At 57.5% G+C, this 20,819-nt stretch carries 19 protein-coding genes; 13 read left to right on the forward strand and 6 right to left on the reverse strand.

Annotated features, from left to right (window positions below; all coding sequences use genetic code 11):
• Positions 1 to 7 precede the first annotated feature (7 nt).
• Positions 8 to 1,297, forward strand: coding sequence for a TolC family outer membrane protein (locus N7D90_RS03340; RefSeq protein WP_395246661.1), 1,290 nt, complete (start codon positions 8 to 10; stop codon positions 1,295 to 1,297).
• Positions 1,298 to 1,411: 114 nt separating this feature from the next.
• On the opposite strand, the gene trmA is transcribed toward N7D90_RS03340, so the two are convergent.
• Together trmA and N7D90_RS03350 are read right to left on the reverse strand one after the other, a co-directional pair.
• Positions 1,412 to 2,500, reverse strand: coding sequence for a tRNA (uridine(54)-C5)-methyltransferase TrmA (gene trmA / locus N7D90_RS03345; RefSeq protein WP_261740875.1), 1,089 nt, complete (start codon positions 2,498 to 2,500; stop codon positions 1,412 to 1,414).
• A complete protein-coding gene (locus tag N7D90_RS03350; protein ID WP_261740876.1) occupies positions 2,497 to 3,792 on the reverse strand; it encodes an NCS2 family permease in 1,296 nt (431 codons plus the stop codon). Before N7D90_RS03350 ends, trmA begins: the two co-directional genes overlap by 4 nt.
• Positions 3,793 to 4,002: 210 nt before the next feature.
• Between N7D90_RS03350 and N7D90_RS03355 the strand changes: the two genes are divergently transcribed.
• Positions 4,003 to 4,440 (forward strand): YolA family protein, encoded by a 438-nt coding sequence (locus N7D90_RS03355; RefSeq protein WP_261740877.1) that lies wholly within the window; start codon positions 4,003 to 4,005, stop codon positions 4,438 to 4,440.
• A 174-nt stretch (positions 4,441 to 4,614) separates the two neighbouring features.
• On the opposite strand, the gene N7D90_RS03360 is transcribed toward N7D90_RS03355, so the two are convergent.
• The gene (locus tag N7D90_RS03360; RefSeq protein WP_261740878.1) at positions 4,615 to 5,838 is read right to left on the reverse strand and encodes an MFS transporter; all 1,224 of its coding nucleotides are present in this window, start codon (positions 5,836 to 5,838) and stop codon (positions 4,615 to 4,617) included.
• A 402-nt stretch (positions 5,839 to 6,240) separates the two neighbouring features.
• Here N7D90_RS03360 and N7D90_RS03365 point away from each other — a divergent pair, with 402 nt between their 5' ends.
• Genes N7D90_RS03365 through N7D90_RS03375 form a run of 3 tightly spaced genes read left to right on the forward strand, consistent with a single transcriptional unit; the run spans position 6,241 to position 8,912 of the window.
• Positions 6,241 to 7,680 (forward strand): cytochrome ubiquinol oxidase subunit I, encoded by a 1,440-nt coding sequence (locus N7D90_RS03365; RefSeq protein ID WP_261740879.1) that lies wholly within the window; start codon positions 6,241 to 6,243, stop codon positions 7,678 to 7,680.
• A gap of 3 nt (positions 7,681 to 7,683) precedes the next feature.
• Positions 7,684 to 8,691, forward strand: coding sequence for a cytochrome d ubiquinol oxidase subunit II (gene cydB, locus N7D90_RS03370; protein ID WP_261740880.1), 1,008 nt, complete (start codon positions 7,684 to 7,686; stop codon positions 8,689 to 8,691).
• A 53-nt stretch (positions 8,692 to 8,744) separates the two neighbouring features.
• Entirely contained in the window at positions 8,745 to 8,912 is a 168-nt protein-coding gene (locus N7D90_RS03375; protein ID WP_261740881.1) for a DUF2474 domain-containing protein, read from the forward strand.
• Between the two features lie 138 nt (positions 8,913 to 9,050).
• Here the strand turns inward: N7D90_RS03375 and N7D90_RS03380 are convergent, their stop codons facing one another.
• Positions 9,051 to 10,175: a methyltransferase gene (locus N7D90_RS03380; protein ID WP_261740882.1), complete on the reverse strand. Its 1,125-nt coding sequence runs from the start codon at positions 10,173 to 10,175 to the stop codon at positions 9,051 to 9,053.
• 152 nt (positions 10,176 to 10,327) lie between these two features.
• A complete protein-coding gene (locus N7D90_RS03385; protein WP_261740883.1) occupies positions 10,328 to 11,041 on the reverse strand; it encodes a LuxR family transcriptional regulator in 714 nt (237 codons plus the stop codon).
• Positions 11,042 to 11,408: 367 nt separating this feature from the next.
• Here N7D90_RS03385 and N7D90_RS03390 point away from each other — a divergent pair, with 367 nt between their 5' ends.
• Positions 11,409 to 12,185: a ferredoxin--NADP reductase gene (locus tag N7D90_RS03390; RefSeq protein ID WP_261740884.1), complete on the forward strand. Its 777-nt coding sequence runs from the start codon at positions 11,409 to 11,411 to the stop codon at positions 12,183 to 12,185.
• Positions 12,186 to 12,255: 70 nt separating this feature from the next.
• On the opposite strand, the gene mscL is transcribed toward N7D90_RS03390, so the two are convergent.
• Positions 12,256 to 12,669 carry a large-conductance mechanosensitive channel protein MscL gene (gene mscL, locus N7D90_RS03395; protein WP_048359302.1) on the reverse strand — a complete coding sequence of 138 codons (414 nt, stop codon included), beginning with the start codon at positions 12,667 to 12,669 and terminating at the stop codon, positions 12,256 to 12,258.
• A gap of 278 nt (positions 12,670 to 12,947) precedes the next feature.
• On the opposite strand from mscL, the gene katB reads away from it, so the two are divergent.
• The 7 genes from katB to N7D90_RS03430 all read left to right on the forward strand — a co-directional run bounded on the left by katB (position 12,948) and on the right by N7D90_RS03430 (position 20,779).
• Positions 12,948 to 14,489, forward strand: a complete 1,542-nt coding sequence (gene katB / locus N7D90_RS03400) for a catalase KatB (RefSeq protein ID WP_261740885.1) — start codon at positions 12,948 to 12,950, stop codon at positions 14,487 to 14,489.
• 149 nt (positions 14,490 to 14,638) lie between these two features.
• A complete protein-coding gene (locus tag N7D90_RS03405; protein WP_261740886.1) occupies positions 14,639 to 15,169 on the forward strand; it encodes an ankyrin repeat domain-containing protein in 531 nt (176 codons plus the stop codon).
• Between the two features lie 45 nt (positions 15,170 to 15,214).
• Positions 15,215 to 16,582, forward strand: a complete 1,368-nt coding sequence (gene radA / locus N7D90_RS03410) for a DNA repair protein RadA (RefSeq protein WP_261740887.1) — start codon at positions 15,215 to 15,217, stop codon at positions 16,580 to 16,582.
• A 214-nt stretch (positions 16,583 to 16,796) separates the two neighbouring features.
• Positions 16,797 to 18,863 carry a carbon starvation CstA family protein gene (locus tag N7D90_RS03415; protein ID WP_261740888.1) on the forward strand — a complete coding sequence of 689 codons (2,067 nt, stop codon included), beginning with the start codon at positions 16,797 to 16,799 and terminating at the stop codon, positions 18,861 to 18,863.
• A gap of 15 nt (positions 18,864 to 18,878) precedes the next feature.
• Complete coding sequence (locus tag N7D90_RS03420; RefSeq protein ID WP_003443968.1) at positions 18,879 to 19,076, forward strand: YbdD/YjiX family protein; 198 nt, start codon at positions 18,879 to 18,881, stop codon at positions 19,074 to 19,076.
• A 150-nt stretch (positions 19,077 to 19,226) separates the two neighbouring features.
• Positions 19,227 to 20,219 carry a GTPase gene (gene yjiA / locus N7D90_RS03425; protein WP_261740889.1) on the forward strand — a complete coding sequence of 331 codons (993 nt, stop codon included), beginning with the start codon at positions 19,227 to 19,229 and terminating at the stop codon, positions 20,217 to 20,219.
• 290 nt (positions 20,220 to 20,509) lie between these two features.
• Positions 20,510 to 20,779, forward strand: a complete 270-nt coding sequence (locus tag N7D90_RS03430; protein ID WP_261740890.1) for a short-chain dehydrogenase — start codon at positions 20,510 to 20,512, stop codon at positions 20,777 to 20,779.
• Positions 20,780 to 20,819 lie beyond the last annotated feature (40 nt).

Here is a 20,819-nt window from a genome sequence, read left to right on the forward strand (position 1 = left end):
GCTGTTCATGCTGTGTACGGGGCCGGCGCAGGCATTGGGCTTGCTTGAAGCCTACGACTTGGCGATCCGCAACGACCCGACCTTTCAGGCGGCGATTGAAGAGCGGGCGGCCGGGGAGGAGAACCGTGCACTGGGCCGCTCGGCGTTATTGCCGACTTTGTCGTGGAACTATAACAACTCGCGCAACGAGTCCGAAGTCACCCAGGCCAGTACCCGTACCGACCGCGATTACCGCAGCTATGCAGCAACTTTGACCTTGCAGCAGCCACTGTTGGACTACGAAGCCTATGCTCGTTTCCGACAAGGTGCAGCGCAGGCGTTGTTCTCCGATGAGCGTTTTCGTAGCAAAAGCCAGTATCTGGCGGTGCGTCTGCTCAGTGCCTACAGCCAGGCATTGCTGGCACAGGAGCGGATCGAGCTTAGCCGTGCGCAAAAGCGTGCCTTTGCCGAGCGTTTGCAGCTTAACCAGCGGTTGTTGAAAGGCGGCGAGGGCACCCGCACCGATGTGCTGGAAACCCAGGCGCGCCTGAGCATGGCGGTGGCTGAGGAGATCGAGGCGCAAGACAATCAGGACGCCGCCTTGCGTGAGTTGGAGGCAATGCTTGGCGAACCCTTGCAAATAGAACAGCTTGATCCCTTGTCGCCGCGTTTTGTAATCCTGCCCCTGGAACCGCAGCGTTTTGAAAGCTGGCGCGAACTGGCGTTGGCCAATAACCCGGAGCTGGCCTCGCAGCACCATGCGTTGACCTCGGCCGAGTACGAAGTGGAACGCAAGCGCGCCGGGCATTTGCCCAAGCTCAGTTTGTATGCGAGCAGCCGTCAGACCAGTTCCGATTCGGAGAGTACCTACAACCAGAAGTACGACACCAACAGCGTCGGTATTCAGCTCACGGTGCCGTTGTTTGCGGGGGGCTCGGTGTCGGCATCGACCCGGCAGGCGGCACGGCAACTGTCCCAGGCCCAGTTTGAGCTGGACGCACAAACGGCAACCACGCTGGTAGACCTGCGCAAACAGTACAACCTCAACAGCAGCGCGGCGGCCAAGGTGCGGGCTTATGAAATGGCGGTGGAGTCCGCCAGTGCCCTGGTGCAGGCGACGCAGAAAAGCGTGAGCGCAGGTGAGCGGGTCAATTTGGATGTGCTGGACGCCGAACAGCAGTTGTTCAGTGCCAAGCGGGATTTGGCTGAGGCGCGCTATGCGTATTTGCTGGCGCGGGTGCAACTCAAGTATTACGCGGGCTTGTTGAGCGAAGGGGATTTACGGCAGGTGGCGGGGTATTTTCAGGAACTTCTGTAGCCGCTGCCGCAGGCTGCGATGGACTGCGAAGCAGTCCCGGGCTCTGGAACCTTGAAGGTCCTTCGGCCCTTATCGCAGCGCTGCGGCAGTGGCTACAAAAATGATGCGAGCGGCTTACCGACGAACCAGCAAAACACCCGATTCCATATGGTGAGTCCACGGGAACTGGTCAAATACCGCGCAACGCTCAATCCGGTGCGTATCGTGCAGTTGGGCGATGTTCTCGGCCAATGTCGTGGGGTTACACGAAATATACAGGATATTGTCGAAGCGACGGGTCAGCTCGCAGGTGTCCGGGTCCATCCCCGCACGCGGCGGGTCGACGAAGACGCTGCCGAACTCGTAGCTTTTCAGGTCAATGCCTTGCAAGCGACGAAACGGACGCACTTCGTTCAGGGCTTCGGTCAGTTCCTCGGCGGACAGGCGCACCAGCGTGACGTTATCCACAGCGTTGTCGCGCAGGTTGTTCAGTGCCGCATACACCGAGGTCTTGCTGATTTCGGTGGCCAGTACTTTACGCACGCGAGTAGCCAGCGGCAGGGTGAAGTTGCCGTTGCCGCAATACAGCTCCAGCAAGTCATCCGATCGCTCGCCCAACGCGTCATATGCCCAATTGAGCATCTTCTGGTTGACCGTGCCGTTTGGCTGAGTGAACGCGCCTTCAGGCTGTTGATACGTGAAGGTGCGCCCCGCGACTTCGAGCTTTTCGACCACATGATCGCGGCCAATCACTACGCGCTTGCCCTTGGAGCGGCCTATTACGCTGATATCCAGGTCTTTGGCCAACTGCTCGGCAGCGTTTTGCCAATGCTCGTCCAGTGGGCGGTGATAGCACAAAGTGACCATCGCATCGCCTGCCAGAGTGGTCTGGAACTCGACCTGGAACAGCTTGTGGCTCAAGGCTGAGCTGGCTTGCCAAGCGGCTTTGAGCTGAGGCATCAGTTGATTGATGCGCAGGCTGGCAATCGGGAAATCTTCGATCAGGATCGGCGTGCGCTTTTCATCCTGGGCGAACATGGCGTAGTGACGCTCGCCCCCTTCGCGCCACAGGCGGAACTCGGCCCGCAGGCGAAAGTGCTTCAGAGGCGAATCGAATACCTGCGGCTCAGGTGCATCGAACGGCGCCAGCAGCTCGCGCAGACGATTGGCCTTGGCCTCTAGCTCAACGGCGTAGGTAGCAGAATCAAACGGCAAAGCACTCATGCTGGATACCAACCTAGCTTGACCACAAACAGAACCGACAGAATGATCAGCGGTGCATTCAGCTCGCGGGCACGGCCCGACAGCAGTTTGATCACGGTCCAGGAAATAAAGCCGAAGGCGATGCCGTTGGCGATGGAGTAGGTGAACGGCATCGCCAGTGCGGTGATCACCACTGGTGCGGCAACGGTGACGTCGTCCCATTCGATTTCTGCCAGGCCGCTCATCATCAGTACGGCTACGAACATCAGCGCGGGCGCGGTGGCGAAGGCTGGAATGCTGGCGGCCAATGGCGAGAAGAACAACGCCAGCAGGAACATGATGCCGACTACGATGGCGGTCAGGCCGGTACGGCCACCGGCGCTCACGCCAGCTGCCGACTCGATGTAGCTGGTGGTGGTCGAGGTGCCCAGCAGCGAACCAGCCATGGCCGCGGTGCTGTCAGCGATCAGGGCGCGGCCCATTTTTGGCATGTGGCCGTCTTTGCCCATCAGGCCAGCGCGCTTGGCGACGCCGATCAGGGTGCCGGAGTTGTCGAACAGGTCAACGAACAGGAAGGCGAAGATCACGCTGATCAGGCCGATGTCCAGGGCACCTCTGATGTCCAGCTGCAGGAAGGTCGGGGCCAGGGATGGCGGCATCGACATCACGCCACCGAACTCGGTCACGCCCAATGCAATCGAAGCAATGGTCACGGCCAGGATGCCGATCAGCACTGCGCCACGGACTTTCATCGCCTCAAGGGCGACGATCAGGGCAAAGCCCAGGGATGCCAGGATCACTTTTGGCTGCGCCAGATCACCCATGCCTACCAGCGTTGCCTTGTTGGCAACCACGATGCCGGCGTTGCCCAGGGCGATCAACGCCAGGAACAGGCCGATACCGGCGGCAATGGCCGAACGTAGAGGCAGCGGGATGCTGTTGATGATCCATTCGCGGATGCGAAAGATCGACAGCAGGAAGAACAGCACCGCGGAGATAAACACCGCGCCCAGCGCGACCTGCCAGGTATGGCCCATATGCAGGACCACGGTGTAGGTGAAGAAGGCGTTCAGGCCCATACCCGGTGCCAGGGCAATCGGGTAGTTGGCGATGATGCCCATGGTCGCCGAGCCAATGGCCGCGGCCAGACAGGTGGCAACAAATACGGCACCTTTGTCCATGCCCGTCTCACCGAGGATGCTCGGGTTCACAAACAGGATGTAGGCCATCGCCAGGAAGGTGGTGATACCCGCAAGAATCTCGGTACGCACGTTGGTGTTGTGTGCTTTTAGTTGAAACAGCCTTTCCAGCATGCCAGTCCCCGTGGCGCCAAATGCGCCGTGATTAAATCGTTTTCAACAGCAAAGCACAGACGCGGACCGTCTGAGGTTTTTCTGTCTGTCGGAAAAAGCCGCGCATCATACCAGCAGCTCGTAGATATGGCTGCTTTGGTTACCCTGCGGGGCCATGTTTTATAACCTTGATGTGGCAGGCATACTGCGTGCCAGCTTTCGGAGGGATTTATGAAGCGCACCATCCAACCTGTTTTCGCGTGTTTCGGCTTCTTTATAAGTGCCGCCGTCAGCGCTGCGCCGGCAATGCCCTTGAGCACCGTCGAGATTCTCAAGGTGGCGTCTGTTTCCTGCGCTGTAGAGGATGTGTCGGATGGCCGCGAGCAGACCCGTTGTAACCATAACGGTCCTGCTATCAAGGTCTATGTGCTGGAGCGCGGTTACGGTGGTCAGCCCAATGTGACGTTGGATGGCGAGGAAGTGGACGGTGTTCGTGCCCCGGTCTGCAACCAGGGCGAGGGATTGGTGGCCTGTAACGGGGCGGGCACCACGGTGGGGCACTTGTATACCTTCGACCTGGGTAACAAGGACGGCGGTTGGTTTGAATTCAGTAACGCCTCGCTGGTGCCGCCGCACAACCGGTTGGGTGTGCGGCTTTATATAAAGTAAGGCTGCAGATACCTGTAGCAGCTGCCGAGGAACGAAGGCTGCGTTCGGCGGCGAAGCCGTCGTAAACCTGTGCACTCAATAACCCTGACACACCGAGACCCTTGATTTGCGACGACTACGTCGTCGAACGCAGCCTTCGTTCCTCGGCAGCTGCTACGAGTATTGGTAAGGGAATCATGGCTTTTCTTCCACCATCCGGTCCCGATTGGCCAAGCCAGGGAACAGTTTTATCCACAGCCCGGTGACGACCAGCGTACCGATCCCGCCCAGTACCACGGCGGGAACGGTGCCCAGCCAGTGGGCAGTGGCCCCGGATTCGAACTCCCCCAGTTGATTGGACGCGCCGATAAACAGGCCGTTGACCGCACTGACCCGGCCACGCATCTCATCCGGTGTTTCCAGCTGCACAAACGAGGCGCGGATCACCATGCTGATCATGTCTGCCGCGCCGAGTACCACCAGCACCGCCAGCGAAAACCAGAACGAGGTCGATAGGCCGAATGCAATGGTCGCGACCCCGAATACCCCCACGGCCGTAAACATCACCCGCCCGACCTTGCGTTCAACCGGGAACCTGGCCAGCCACAGCGACATCATCAAGGCCCCGACCGCCGGTGCCGAGCGCAACATGCCCAGCCCCCACGGGCCAGTCAGTAGAATGTCCTTGGCAAACACCGGCAGCAACGCCGTGGCTCCGCCCAGCAGGACTGCAAACAGATCCAGGGAGATGGCACCGAGCACATCCGGGCGGCTGCGAATAAAGCGAATACCCGCCAGCAACGAATCCAGCGTGGCCTTGGCTTTGTTCAGTGGCAGTTGGCGCGCAGGCAGGTTGCTCATCAGTACTGCGGCAATCAGATACAGCGCCACGCTCGGGCCATACACCCAGACACTGCCAAATGCATACAGCAAACCGCCAAACGCCGGCGCGACAATGGTGGCGGACTGCTGTGCTGCCTGCGCCGCAGCCACTGCGCGCGGGAACAGTTCAACCGGTACGATTGAGGGCAGCAGGGCCTGGGTGGCAGGCATTTCAAAGGAGCGAGCAGCACCCAGCAAAAACGCCAGGATAAAGATCATCTCCCGGGTGATGTGATCGTTCGCACTGCTGATGGCCAGTGTCAGGGCGATCATCGCCTGTAGCGACTGGCACAGCGCGGCCACCTTGCGCCGGTCATAGCGATCGGCCACATGCCCGGTGTGCAGCATAAACAGCAAGCGCGGGGCGAACTCGATCAAGCCCACCCAGCCCAGATCCATCACATTGCCGGTGAGCTGGTAGAGATTCCAGCCAATGGCCACGGTGAGCATTTGAAATGCGCTGGCGGTAAAGATGCGGGCAAACCAGAAGGCCACAAATGGCCGGTGATGGCGTAGCTGGAGGGGCTGGCTGGTCATTTGAAGGATCGTGGCCGAGAGCAGGGGAGGTCGAGATTATCATTGTTTTGTAACAATTAATGACTCGAAATATCACAAAGTCCCGACTAGGCCAGGGTTCGCGAAAATCTGCTTTTCGCGATTCCTTATGGTTCTTGCAACGGTCTATATCAAGCCCTGAGGCATCGTGTCACGCGACAACAAACCACATTAGCCGTGTGTCAGGAATGGACTACTCTTTCATCCATGCTTGATCCAGATCAAAGCCCTTCGGGTTTTATCTGAGTGGCCAGCCGGCCAAAAACCTTTGCGTTGTGGTTTAAAGAGCGAGCGGCGATTCGCGGTGGCCATGGCTGCGGGGTAGTTGGACTCAGGCGCGATGCCTGTGTCCTCAACGACCTGATACCTGATAGAGGAAGACTTATGTTCGGTTTGGAGGCTCTCGATCTCGCCCGAATTCAGTTCGCGTTTACCGTGTCGTTCCACATTCTTTTTCCCGCCATTACCATCGGTCTCGCCAGTTATCTCATGGTGCTCGAAGGCATGTGGCTGAAAACCCGTGACGACACCTACCGCGATCTGTACCACTTTTGGTCGAAGATTTTCGCCGTCAACTTTGGGATGGGCGTGGTGTCGGGTCTGGTCATGGCCTATCAGTTCGGTACCAACTGGTCGCGGTTCTCGGACTTCGCCGGTGCTGTTACCGGGCCACTGCTGACCTATGAAGTACTCACCGCATTCTTCCTTGAAGCAGGTTTTCTGGGGGTCATGCTGTTTGGCTGGAATCGCGTGGGTCGCGGGATGCACTTCTTCTCGACCGCGATGGTAGCGCTGGGAACTCTGGTTTCGACCTTCTGGATCCTGGCCTCCAACAGCTGGATGCAAACCCCGCAAGGCTTCGAGATCATTGATGGGCGGGTGATCCCGGTGGACTGGCTGGCAGTCATCTTCAACCCCTCGTTCCCTTACCGTCTGGCGCACATGGCCACGGCTGCGTTTGTAGCTACGGCGTTTTTTGTCGGGGCTTCTGCTGCCTGGCATCTGTTGCGCGGTCGCAACACGCCGGCCATTCGCCGTATGTTTTCGATGGCAATGTGGATGGCCCTGGTGGTTGCGCCGGTGCAGGCACTGATCGGTGACGCCCACGGCTTGAACACGCTTGAGTATCAGCCGGTCAAAATCGCCGCAATTGAAGGGCACTGGGAAAACAAACCCGGTGAGCCGACGCCGCTGATTTTGTTCGGCATCCCCAACATGAAAACCGAGACCACGGACTACAAGATCGAGGTGCCGTACCTGGGCAGCCTGATCCTGACCCACAGTCTGGACAAGCAAATCCCGGCGATGAAGGACTACCCGGCAGCGGACCGTCCTAACTCGACCATTGTGTTCTTTACCTTCCGCATCATGGTTGCGCTGGGCATGCTGATGATCTTTATCGGCCTGTGGAGCGTGTGGTTGCGCAAACGCGGCACCCTGTACGAGAACCGCTGGTTCCTGCGCCTGGTGCTGTGGATGGGGCCATCGGGTCTGATCGCGATTCTGGCAGGTTGGTTTACAACCGAGATTGGCCGTCAGCCGTGGGTGGTTTACGGGTTGATGCGCACTGCTGATGCCTCGTCCAATCACAGTGTCACGCAAATGAGCATCACGCTGGTGATGTTTGTAGTGGTGTACTTCTCGCTGTTCGGTGTGGGTCTGGGCTACATGATGCGTCTGGTGCGCAAGGGCCCGATCACTCACGAAGGCGATGACGACACCCACGGTGGCCCAGGCCAGCAACGCACGCCTGCCCGTCCTCTGTCTGCGGCCCATGAGGGTACAGATGAAGGCCACAGCGACAGCCTGACTAAGGGGAATTGAGTCATGGGTATTGATCTGCCACTTATCTGGGCAATCATCATCATCTTCGGGATCATGATGTATGTGGTCATGGATGGCTTCGATCTCGGGATCGGCATCCTCTTCCCCTTTATCAAGGGCGAGAGTGACCGCGATGTGATGATGAACACGGTCGCCCCTGTCTGGGACGGTAACGAAACCTGGCTGGTACTGGGCGGTGCGGCATTGTTTGGTGCCTTCCCGCTGGCCTATTCGGTGGTGTTGTCGGCGCTGTACCTGCCGTTGATGCTGATGCTGATGGGCTTGATCTTCCGCGGCGTGGCTTTTGAGTTCCGCTTCAAGGCCCGCCCGGAAAAACGCCATATCTGGGACAAGTCATTTATTGGCGGCTCGCTCGTGGCCACTTTCTTTCAGGGCGTGGCGCTGGGGGCCTTTATTGATGGCATCCCGGTGGTCAACCGCCAGTATGCCGGGGGCGGGCTGGACTGGCTGTCGCCGTTCACCGTGTTCTGCGGGATCGCGCTGATCGTGGCCTATGCATTGCTCGGCTGCACCTGGCTGATCATGAAAACCGAAGGCCAATTGCAGGAGCGCATGCACAAACTGGGGCGCCCATTGGCGCTGGCAGTATTGGTGCTGATGGGCATCGTGAGCCTGTGGACCCCGCTGGCACACTCGGAGATTGCAGCGCGCTGGTTTACCCTGCCGAACCTGTTCTGGTTCTTGCCGGTGCCGATCCTGGTGTTGGTAACGATGTATGGCCTGATCAAGGCGATAGCGCGCAAAGCACACTACACGCCGTTCCTGCTGACCCTGGTGTTGATCTTCCTGGGTTACAGCGGCTTGGGTATCAGCCTGTGGCCGAACATCATCCCGCCTTCGATCTCGATCTGGGACGCGGCCGCACCGCCGCAAAGTCAGGGCTTTATGCTGGTGGGCACCTTGTTCATCATCCCGTTCATTCTCGGTTACACCTTCTGGAGCTACTACGTGTTCCGCGGCAAGGTGACCCACGAAGACGGTTATCACTAGCACCGCCGCTGTGGCCTGAGGGCCACAGCCTTTTCCCAAGAGGAGGCCTGAACATGGCTGGCAAGGATTATCTACACGACGTCCAAGAGTGCGAGAAAAAGCCTCTGTGGCAACGCGTTGGCTGGCTGCTGGTGATCTGGACCGGCAGTGTGGCGACCCTGGCAGTATTTGCCTGGTTGATCCGTCTGTTCATGACCGCGGCGGGCATGAAGAGCCACTGATTTTGAACGCTTGATGATTTCACCTGTGGGAGCTGGCTTGCCAGCGATGGTATCGCCTCGGTATTGCAGCTAAACCGAGTTGTATGCATCGCAGGCAAGCCAGCTCCCACAGTTATAGGAGTGGCCACAAAATCATGCTTACTTGCGCGCCTTGAGGATCACAAACTTGGGCGTGGCGGCGACTTGCTCGACACCGCGAAACAATTTGGCCAGTTTGCTGTGGTAGCCCAAGTGGCGGTTGCCGACGATATACAGCGCGCCTCCCACCACCAGCGCTTCGCGCGCCTGCTGAAACATGCGCCAGGCTAAAAAGTCGCCCACCACTTGTTGCTGGTGAAACGGCGGATTGCACAGCACCACGTCCAGTGAGTCCGGTGCTTGGCTCGCCAAACCGTCATCTGCGCGCACAATTACCTCGCGATCGCCCAGCGCCGCCTGCCAGTTCTCACGGGCGGACTGCACCGCCATAAAGGATTCATCAACCAGTGTGTACTGCGCCTGCGGGTTATTCAGGGCGCTGGCAATGGCCAGTACGCCATTACCACATCCCAGATCAGCAACCCGTGCCGTGCCCAGGTTTTTCGGCAGGTGCGGCAGGAATGCTCGGGTGCCGATGTCCAGGTCTTCACGGCAAAACACGTTGGCGTGATTGAGCAGCTCGATGGCTGGCTTATCCAACTGGTAACGCGAAGGGTACGGTGAAGTAAAGGGGCCCAGAGCCTGAGGTGTGGCAATCAGCAGTCGGGCTTTTTTTACTGCCAGTGAGGCTTGTACCGGGCCGATGTAACGCTCCAGCAGATCGCCTGCAGCTCGCGGCAAGTGCTTGATCATTGCGGCAGCGATCACCTGTGCTCCGGGCGCCAATTGGCCTTGCAGGCGGATCAGTTGCTCTTCGAGCAGCGCCAGGGTTTTGGGAACACGCACCAGCACGCAATCGAAAGGGCCGACCAAAGGCTCGCTGGCAGGAATGATCGCGACCGCATCGTAAGCATGACCGTTGCGCACCAGGTTCTTTTCCAATGCTTGCATGGCGAGAAACGAGTCGCTGCTGCTGGTCACATGCATCGAGCCGACCAGGCTGACCGCCAAGGCCCCAAAGCTGTCGTTAAGCACCAGAACCCGACTGTTCGCGGGCAGCGCCTGTTCGGCCAAGTGATTAAGCAAATACTCATCCGCTGCATCAAAGGCCTGTAAAGGCTCGCTTTGCTGTTCAGGTTGGCGGATCAGGCGAAGTTGGGCGAAGGGGCTTTCTAGCACAGGCATTTATACAAACTCTGAGGAATCGACAGCTGCGGCCTGCCCCTGAGAGGGGCTTGGCTGGCAGTGGAGTCCGTGGGTTTTACAGGTAGACGCGATTTTACTTTTTTTTGCCGCAGATTGCCTGATGCGTTTATCGGTTACCGGGCTGGGTTCTCTTACAACAAGCCTGACTTGGCAGCGATGGCGACTGCTGAGGTTTTATTGTTGGCCCCCAGCTTTTTAATGGAACTGGCGATATGGAAGTTCACCGTGCGCGTGCTCAGGCTCAGAATGGTGCCAATGTCGGAGGCGATTTTGCCATTGGCTGTCCACCTCATGATTTCAATCTCCCGGTCGGTCAAGCGGATGACGTGGATCTCCAACTGATGGTGAAGGTGGCAGCGTTCGAGCATGGCACTGTGCAACTGGTTGCACAGCCACAATACATTGGCGGCCTTGTCCATAAACTCGCCCTCCGACAGCGGCGGATTTCTTCGGCCAAGGCTCAATATGCTCACCACGCCATTGGGGTCGTGCACCGATTGCGACCATCCGTACGCCAGCCCGCAGGTTTGTGTGGCCTTCCATAGGTCAGGGTTTTCACGAAAAACCTCGGAGCTCCAAATAATCGGCGCGATCGATAGCTGGCAATGCACCACGAGTGGGTTTCGTTGTGAAAGATGGCCAGTTTCATAACGCTCAACATAATCATTTGGATAGTTTGTTATTACTTTGCTGTTCGCCGTGATATTGCCAAGCCGAGGAATCATGCGAAAGAAAAAATAATCGAAGCCGTACTCTTCTATCTGTTTGAGTGCATAGGTACGCAGCTCTGCTTCGCTTCTGTAAGCCAGGGACTGTGTTTTATTTATTATCTGATGGGCAGTCATAAGGCGCTCCGGCGGCCTGCAAGCTAGTAAAGATTGTAGGAAATGTCCTATCAAATGATTTTAGGTGCTACTTCAGATAATGCTATGTAATAAGTGCGTAAAGTTTTTTGGTTAGGAGGCTTGGTGTTTATACATGTGGAGGATAATTTAATCACGCTGTTTAATTATGCTATTTCGAATGTATATCTATCGCCCGAGTTTGGTTTAAATGAGTTATTTTAAGAAAAACTTCTCATTTGCTGTCATGCATATAGCACTGAATATAATGTTTGTGGCGCGACTGCCTGTCGCAAAGCCATCACAAACCACCGGTGTTTCTCCGGGCTCCTTTGCGCGACACTAGGGCCATTCGCCAATGGAGTGCCCCATGACTGCCAGCGCAGAGAAATTCACCCAGCAGACGCTTCTCGATGTCACCCCGCTGACCCCCAGCCTGTTTACATTACGTACTACTCGCGATCCCGGCTTTCGCTTTCACGCAGGTCAATTCGCCAGGCTTGGTGTGACCAAGGCCGATGGCAGCACGGTATGGCGCGCCTATTCCATGGTTTCTTCGCCGCATGACGAGTTCCTGGAGTTTTTCTCTATTGTGGTTCCGGGCGGTGAGTTCACCAGCGAACTCAGTCGTTTGGGCGTCGGTGACACATTGCTGGTGGAGCGCCAGGCGTTTGGTTTTCTGACCCTGGATCGTTTTGTCGACGGCCGTGATCTGTGGCTACTGGCGACAGGGACTGGCATTGCGCCGTTTTTGTCGATCCTGCAGGATTTTGAAGTGTGGGAGAAATTCGAGCGCATTGTGTTGGTTTACAGCGCCCGGGAAGCTCGCGAACTGGCTTACCAGGATTTGATCGCGGGGCTATGCTCGCGTGAGTACCTTGCCGAATACGGGCACAAATTTGTCTATATTCCGATTGTCACCCGTGAGCACGTACCCGGTACGTTGAATGGGCGCATTACCACGTTGATTGAAAATGCTGAGCTTGAACGGGCGGCGGGCATTGAACTGAGCAGCGAACATTCACGGGTGATGCTATGTGGCAACCCGCAAATGATTGATGACACCCGAAAGTTGCTGAAAGAGAGAAATATGCAACTGAGCCTGAGTCGCAGACCTGGGCAAGTAGCGGTCGAGAACTACTGGTAGTGGGCTTTATATTGCGTGTGGCATAAATAAACAATGGCGCCTTATGGGCGCCATTGTTTGTTGTGAGCCCTTATGGCCGGTTGTTTTGCACTTTGAGCAAGTCGCGAATTTCGCCCAGCAGTTCTTCTTCTTTGGAAGGCAATGGCGGGGCGCTAGGAGCGACCGCTTCTTCGCGCTTCAGGCGGTTGATTGCCTTCACACCCATAAAGATGGCGAATGCGACGATGATAAAATCGATCACGCTCTGGATGAACTTGCCATATGCCACGACCACTGCTGGCGCATCGCCAACTGCGGCTTTCAGCGTAATGGCAAGGTCACTGAAGTCCACACCGCCAATCAACAACCCCAGCGGTGGCATGACTACGTCACCCACAAAGGATGAAACGATTTTGCCAAATGCCGCGCCGATGATGATACCGACGGCCATATCGACCACGTTCCCTTTGACCGCGAAGGCCTTGAACTCACTTATCACGCCCATAGGTTATTCCTTGTTACAGATGAGGTTGGTAGGTGCAGTGTAAATCAGCCTGCAGGATCATGCCCGCGCAGTTGAATACTCGCAGGCGCTGTAATCGACCAGCGCCAACGCCATAAGTTTTCAACAGGCTCGCAACTGGCGCGAATACGCCATTGATTGGGTTAAAGCCAGACCTTTTTCTCAATCGCCGGCTTGCGACCTTTCTATTTAGAATTTGCCCCGTAGGTCTCTAGCCTTTGGTCAGTGCTATGCACATCCAATAACCAGAGGACTTACGCATGACCATCCACTTTGGCTTCGGGACGCTTTCACAGCGCCGCCTGTTATGTGTTTTAAGCGCCAGTTTGCTTTCGGTTTCGGTTCACGCGGCAACCCTGACCCGTGATAACGGTGCAGCTGTCGGTGATAACCAGAACTCTCAAACCGCAGGGGCCAATGGCCCGGTACTACTGCAAGACGTGCAGCTACTACAGAAACTTCAGCGTTTTGACCGTGAACGTATCCCGGAGCGTGTAGTGCATGCGCGCGGTACAGGCGCACACGGTACGTTTACTGTCACCAATGACCTGAGTGACCTGACCAAGGCCCGGGTGTTTGCCGCTGGCGAAACCACGCCGGTATTTGTGCGCTTCTCGGCCGTGGTGCATGGCAACCACTCGCCAGAAACCCTGCGCGATCCGCGCGGCTTTGCCACCAAGTTCTATACCGCTGACGGCAACTGGGACCTGGTTGGCAACAACTTCCCCACCTTCTTTATCCGTGACGCGATCAAGTTCCCGGACATGGTTCACGCCTTCAAGCCAGACCCGCGTACCAACCTTGACGACGACTCGCGCCGTTTCGACTTCTTCTCCCACGTCCCGGAAGCCACCCGTACCTTGACCGAGCTGTACTCCAACGCGGGTACACCGGCCAGCTACCGCGAAATGGACGGTAACGGTGTTCACGCCTACAAACTGATCAACGCCAAAGGCGACGTGCGTTATGTGAAGTTCCACTGGAAGAGCCTGCAGGGGCTGAACAACCTTGACCCGAAACAAGTCACACAGGTTCAGGGCCAGGACTACAGCCACATGACCAACGACCTGGTCACTCATATCAACAAGGGTGATTTCCCCAAGTGGGATTTGTACGTGCAGGTGCTCAAGCCTGAAGACTTGAAGTCATTCGACTTTGACCCGTTGGATGCGACCAAGATCTGGCCGAACGTGCCTGAGCGCAAAGTCGGGCAAATGGTCCTGAACCGCAACCCGACCAATGTGTTCCAGGAAACCGAGCAGGTCGCCATGGCCCCGGCCAACCTGGTGCCTGGTATCGAGCCATCTGAAGACCGTTTGCTGCAAGGTCGGGTGTTCTCGTATGCCGACACCCAGATGTACCGTTTGGGCGCCAACGCCATGCAGTTGCCGATCAACGCTCCACGTGTAGCGGTGAATAATGGCAATCAGGACGGTGCAATGAACCTGGGTCACAGCACTTCGGGTGTGAACTACCAGCCGAGCCGCTTGATGCCGCGTGAAGAGCCGCAAGCTGCGCGCTATAGCGAAATGCCGCTGTCGGGCACCACCCAGCAGGCGAAAATTCAGCGTGAGCAAAACTTCAAACAGGCGGGCGATCTTTACCGCTCCTTCAGCAAGAAAGAGCGTCAGGACCTGATTGAGAACTTTGGTGGTTCGTTGGCAACAACCGATGACGAAAGCAAACACATCATCCTGTCGTTCCTTTACAAGGCTGATCCCGAGTACGGCACCGGCGTGACCAAGGTCGCCAAGGGCGATCTGAGTCGGGTCAAGGCACTGGCTGCCAAATTGGTGGATTAACCGAAAACCGTGCTTTTGTGGGAGCGGGCTTGCTCGCGATGACATCACTGCAGTCTGCCCGCCAGACCGCAGCGCCTGCATCGCGAGCACGTCGAGTCGTCGCACCGCCGCTCCCACAGGGTGCAGTGGCATTCAGTGGAACTGTAATCATGCGTATTTTTATATCTGTTGCCTTGCTGCTGATGAGTGCAATGGCGCTGGCCGATGAGTCCGATGTTGGGGCCCAGCTTCAGGGCTACTATTTCGACGCCGCACGGCGCGGGGATGTGGCGATACTCGATACCTTTATCGAGTCCGGTTACGCCCTCGATACTCAAGACAGCAAAGGCTACACCGCGCTGATTCTCGCGGCCTATAACGGCCAGTCAGAGGCGGTTGAACATTTGCTCAAGGCAGGTGCCAATGGCTGTGTGCAAGACAAGCGTGGCAACACCGCCCTGATGGGCGCTATTTTCAAAGGCGAACTCAAGATCGCCCATCGCTTGATGGCGACCGCCTGCAATCCCGATCAGCGCAATGGCGCGGGGCAGACTGCCGCGATGTACGCGGGCCTGTTTAAACGGGTCGAGCTGCTCAACGACTTGTCACGTAAAGGCGCCGACCTGAATGCCGAAGATGCACTGGGCAACAGTGCCGCTCGGCTGGCCAATGGCGAAATCCGCATGCCGGTTGCGCGCTGATCAAGGCTCAGTGGGCTATCATCGCGGTTTTTCCGTGGAGTTCAGATGGCCAAGCCCAAGCGCATTTACGGCTGCACCGAGTGCGGCGCAACCTTTCCCAAGTGGGCCGGGCAGTGCGGCGAGTGCGGCGTCTGGAACACCCTGGTGGAAACCATTGTTGAAAGCGGGGCTGCCGCACCACCCAGCGGCCGCACCGGCTGGACCGGGCAACAAGCCCAGATCAAAACCCTGGCCGAAGTCAGCATTGCCGAAATTCCGCGCTTTTCCACCGCCTCCGGCGAACTGGATCGAGTGCTCGGTGGCGGTCTGGTAGATGGCTCGGTGGTATTGATCGGCGGTGATCCCGGTATCGGCAAATCCACCATTCTCCTGCAAACCTTGTGTCAGATGGCGACGCGCATGCCCGCGTTGTATGTCACCGGCGAAGAGTCCCAGCAGCAAGTGGCCATGCGCGCCCGGCGTTTAGGGTTGCCGCAGGACCAGCTCAAAGTGATGACTGAAACCTGTATCGAAAACATCATCGCCACCGCCAAGGTCGAGAAGCCCAAGGTCATGGTAATCGACTCGATCCAGACCATCTTCACCGAACAGCTGCAATCAGCACCGGGTGGCGTGTCGCAAGTGCGCGAGAGTGCGGCGTTGCTGGTGCGCTATGCCAAGTCCAGCGGTACGGCGATTTTCCTGGTGGGCCACGTGACCAAAGAAGGCGCGTTGGCCGGGCCGCGAGTGCTGGAGCACATGGTCGATACCGTGTTGTATTTCGAGGGTGAGTCTGACGGTCGCTTGCGTTTGCTGCGGGCAGTGAAAAACCGTTTTGGCGCGGTCAATGAGTTGGGTGTGTTCGGCATGACCGACAAGGGCCTGAAAGAAGTCTCCAACCCATCGGCGATTTTCCTTACCCGCGCGCAGGAAGAAGTCCCGGGCAGTGTGGTTATGGCTACCTGGGAAGGCACCCGCCCGATGCTGGTTGAAGTGCAGGCGCTGGTTGACGACAGCCACATGTCCAACCCGCGCCGGGTGACCCTGGGCCTGGATCAGAACCGTCTGGCTATGTTGCTTGCGGTCTTGCATCGCCACGGCGGTATTCCCACCCATGATCAGGATGTATTCCTTAACGTGGTGGGCGGGGTCAAGGTGCTGGAAACCGCCTCCGACCTGGCACTGATGGCCGCCGTGATGTCCAGCCTGCGCAATCGTCCACTGCCTCACGACCTGCTGGTGTTTGGTGAAGTCGGTCTGTCGGGCGAAGTGCGGCCGGTGCCCAGCGGTCAGGAGCGGCTTAAGGAAGCGGCCAAGCACGGCTTCAAACGCGCCATCGTGCCCAAGGGCAACGCCCCCAAAGAGTCCCCGCCGGGCCTGAAAGTGATTGGCGTGACCCGTCTGGAACAGGCGCTGGATGCGTTGTTCGAGTAGGGTTCAAATTGGTAAAAAAACCTGCAAGGGGTGATCGCAGTGTCTGCTCAACTGGCCGGGGCAGACAGCGGCGTTGCATGGACAAAATGTGCAGCGCCGCCCAGCACAAATCCGCAAAAGAAGGCTCTAGATCAATGTCAGGGGCTGGTCTTTAGGGCCAAGAGCGCTAAACTCCGGAAGCAGTCTTTCTTGTCCAACTGGCCGGAATTTAAAAATGAATAATAAAAATAGCCTGCTACGCCACATTCCGTGGCTGGTGCTGGCAATAGTAGGAGCCTGCGCCCTTGGCGTAGTGGCATTGCGTCGAGGGGAGGCGATCAACGCCTTGTGGATCGTAGTGGCAGCGGTTGCCATCTATCTGGTTGCTTATCGCTATTACAGTTTGTTTATCGCTACCAAGGTAATGCAGCTCGACTCTGGTCGCGCGACGCCTGCGGTGCTCAACAATGATGGTCTGGACTATGTGCCGACCAACAAACACATTCTTTTTGGTCACCACTTTGCTGCCATCGCTGGCGCTGGCCCCTTGGTCGGTCCCGTATTGGCCGCACAAATGGGCTACCTGCCGGGCACGCTTTGGCTGATCGCCGGTGTCGTACTGGCAGGCGCGGTGCAGGACTTTATGGTCCTGTTCATGTCCACTCGCCGCAACGGTCGCTCCTTGGGCGACATGGTGCGCGAGGAAATGGGCAAGGTGCCTGGCACCATCGCGCTGTTTGGCTGCTTCCTGATCATGATCATCATCCTCGCGGTGCTGGCGCTGATCGTGGTCAAGGCCTTGGCCGAGAGCCCGTGGGGCATGTTCACGGTGATGGCGACCATCCCGATCGCGATGTTCATGGGCATTTACATGCGCTACATCCGCCCGGGGCGCATCGGTGAAATCTCGGTTGTCGGTGTACTGCTGTTGCTCGGTTCGATCTGGCTGGGGGGCCAAATTGCGGCCAGCCCGGAGTGGGCTCCGGTGTTTACCTTCACCGGTACGCAAATCACCTGGATGCTGATCGGTTATGGTTTTGTCGCGGCGGTATTGCCGGTGTGGCTGGTTCTGGCTCCGCGTGACTACCTGTCGACGTTCCTTAAAATCGGCACCATCGTGGCCTTGGCAATCGGCATTCTGGTTACCATGCCCGAGCTGAAAATGCCCGCGCTGACCCAGTTCACCGATGGCACTGGCCCAGTCTGGAAAGGCGGCCTGTTCCCGTTCCTGTTCATCACCATTGCCTGCGGCGCGGTATCGGGTTTCCACGCGCTGATTGCGTCGGGTACGACACCCAAGCTGTTGGATAACGAAAGCAACGCTCGTTACATCGGTTATGGCGCGATGCTGATGGAATCTTTCGTGGCCATTATGGCGATGGTTGCTGCTTCGGTGATCGAGCCGGGTGTGTACTTCGCCATGAACAGCCCGGCGGCTATCGTCGGCGGTGACGTGGTGACTGTGGCCCAGACCGTTAGCAGCTGGGGTTTTGCAATTACTCCGGATGCGCTGACCGCGCTGGCCAAGGACATCGGTGAAACCACTGTGTTGGCCCGTGCTGGCGGTGCACCGACACTGGCTGTAGGTATCGCTCAGATCCTGCACAACGTGTTGCCGGGCGAAAACACTATGGCGTTCTGGTATCACTTCGCTATTTTGTTTGAAGCACTGTTCATTCTGACTGCGGTTGACGCCGGTACACGTGCCGGTCGCTTTATGCTGCAAGACCTGCTCGGCAGCTTTGTCCCGGCACTCAAGCGCACCGAGTCCTGGGGCGCCAACCTGCTGGCAACTGGCCTGTGTGTGGCGATGTGGGGCTACCTGCTGTATCAGGGCGTGATCGATCCATTGGGCGGCATCAACACCCTGTGGCCGCTGTTCGGTATCTCTAACCAGATGCTGGCGGGTATCGCGCTGATGCTGGCAACCGTTGTGCTGATCAAAATGAAGCGCCAGCGCTACATTTGGGTAACCATGCTGCCAGCGATCTGGCTGCTGATCTGCACCACCGTCGCGGGCTTTATCAAATTGTTCGACGCCAACCCGGCGGTCGGTTTCCTGGCCTTGGCCAAGAAATACAGCACTGCACTGGACGCAGGCCAAGTGATTGCCCCGGCGAAAAACATCGACCAGATGCAACACGTGATCATCAACGCCTACACCAACGCCGGTTTGACCGTGCTGTTTCTGTTCGTGGTGTTCAGTATTCTGTTCTTTGCGATCAAAGTGGGTATAGCTGCATGGGGCAGCAAAGAACGTACGGATAAAGAGTCGCCGTACCAAGCCATGCCGGATGCTTAACAGAGGGTTGCAACCATGTTCAATGACCTGAGTCGCCTCGGTAAATACCTCGGTCAGGCCGCACGCCTGATGGTCGGCATGCCCGACTACGACAACTACGTCGAGCATATGCAAACCAAACACCCGGACAAGCCGGTCATGACCTACGAAGCGTTCTTTCGCGAACGCCAGGAGGCTCGTTACGGCGGCAAGGGCGGGCCCAAGTGCTGTTAACCCGCCAAGGGTGAGCTGTATTTAATTAATGTGGGAGCGAGCCTGCTCGCGATAAGGGCGCTGCGGTGTATTAGTTACACCGCGTTGCTTGAATCGCGTGCAGGCTCGCTCCCATATTTGTTTTTGGCTGTATTTTTCAGGAGACTCTGCATGTCCTCTCCCATCCCCGTCACCATCCTCAGCGGTTTTTTGGGGGCCGGTAAAACCACGTTGTTGCGCTACCTGCTCAAGGCCGAGCACGGCCTGAAAATCGCCGTGATCGAGAACGAATTCAGCGATGCCGGGATCGATACCCAGTTGCTGGGCGACGAGCCGGTGCAAGTGATGACCTTGGCCAATGGCTGCGTGTGCTGCACCATCCACACCGACCTGACCAAAGCGCTGTATCTGCTGCTTGAACGCCTGGACAGCGGTGAAATCGCCTTCGACCGACTGGTGATCGAATGCACCGGCCTGGCCGATCCGGCGCCAGTGGCGCAAACCTTCTTTATTGACGAAGAACTGCGCGAGCGTTACCTGCTGGACGGCATCATCACCCTGGTGGACGCCGCCCACGCCGATGTACACCTGAGCCAGACCATTGCCCAAGCGCAAATAGGTTTTGCTGACCGCCTGCTGGTAAGCAAGCGCGACCTGGTGGATGACGCCACCTTTGCTGCCCTGAGTGAGCGCCTGACCCGCATCAACCGTCGAGCGCCGATTCGCGTGGTCGAGCACGGCAAGATTGATCTGGCCGAGTTGCTGGGTGTGCGCGGGTTTAACCTGAACGCAGACCTGGGCGGTGGCCTGAGCTTGCGCCCGGTGCAGCCTGCGACGTCCATCGACCGTATCTCCAGTGTGGTGTTGCGCACCGATAAACCGCTGGATATCGACAGCCTTAGCGCATTTATGAACGAACTGCTGGAAGATCACGGCACGCAGTTGCTGCGCTACAAGGGCGTGCTGAGCATTGCCGGCGAAGATCGCCGGTTGGTGTTTCAGGGTGTGCTCAAGTTGTATGGCTTTGATTGGGACACCGAGTGGGCCGAAGGTGAAACGCGTGAAAGCGTGATGGTGTTTATTGCCGATGACTTGCCTGAGGCAAAGATTCGCGAGGGGTTTGCGCAGCTAGGGGCTTTTGATTTTCTCGCCTCACGGAAATAGCAGATTTTTCGCACAGCTTTGCCAATTGCTGCGCCACGAGCTCGATGCCTATAGTCAGCGATCGCCCTAAAGGCGACCGGGTTTGGCGACCTGGATCCGTCAAGAATTGCTATCTATGGCCGAGCGTGTATTTTGCTCGCTGTGCTTTATGGCAGCTGTACGTGGGAGATCTTCGGGTCTGCCGGGTTTTCTTGACTCTTACCGGTTCGCCAACCCGCGTACAGCGGCCACCTATTTCCTTTGGCGAGAAAAGCGGGTGGCTTAAATCCGTAAGCACAAGAGTCTTTTCCATGACACAAAATTCATACATACCGCTAACCGCCATCGACTGCACCATCCCCGCCTTGTTGATCGACCGCAACGCACCTGTGGATGTGTTGCACGCTAACGCCGTCGCCCGCGTACTGGCTGTGACCCAGATGATGGAAACCTTTTCCAGCCGCGATCTGTTGCAGGCAGACTCCGTTGATATCAAGCATCTGGCCATCACTGCGGCACTATTGCTTCGTGACGGCTGTGACCTGTTGAATGTATTGGGCTGGCGTTTGCAGCCTAAGTAAACATGTCACGGACTACATTTTGTGGGAGCGAGCCTGCTCG

Source organism: Pseudomonas fragi, assembly GCF_025426255.1.
GTDB lineage: Bacteria > Pseudomonadota > Gammaproteobacteria > Pseudomonadales > Pseudomonadaceae > Aquipseudomonas > Aquipseudomonas kulmbachensis.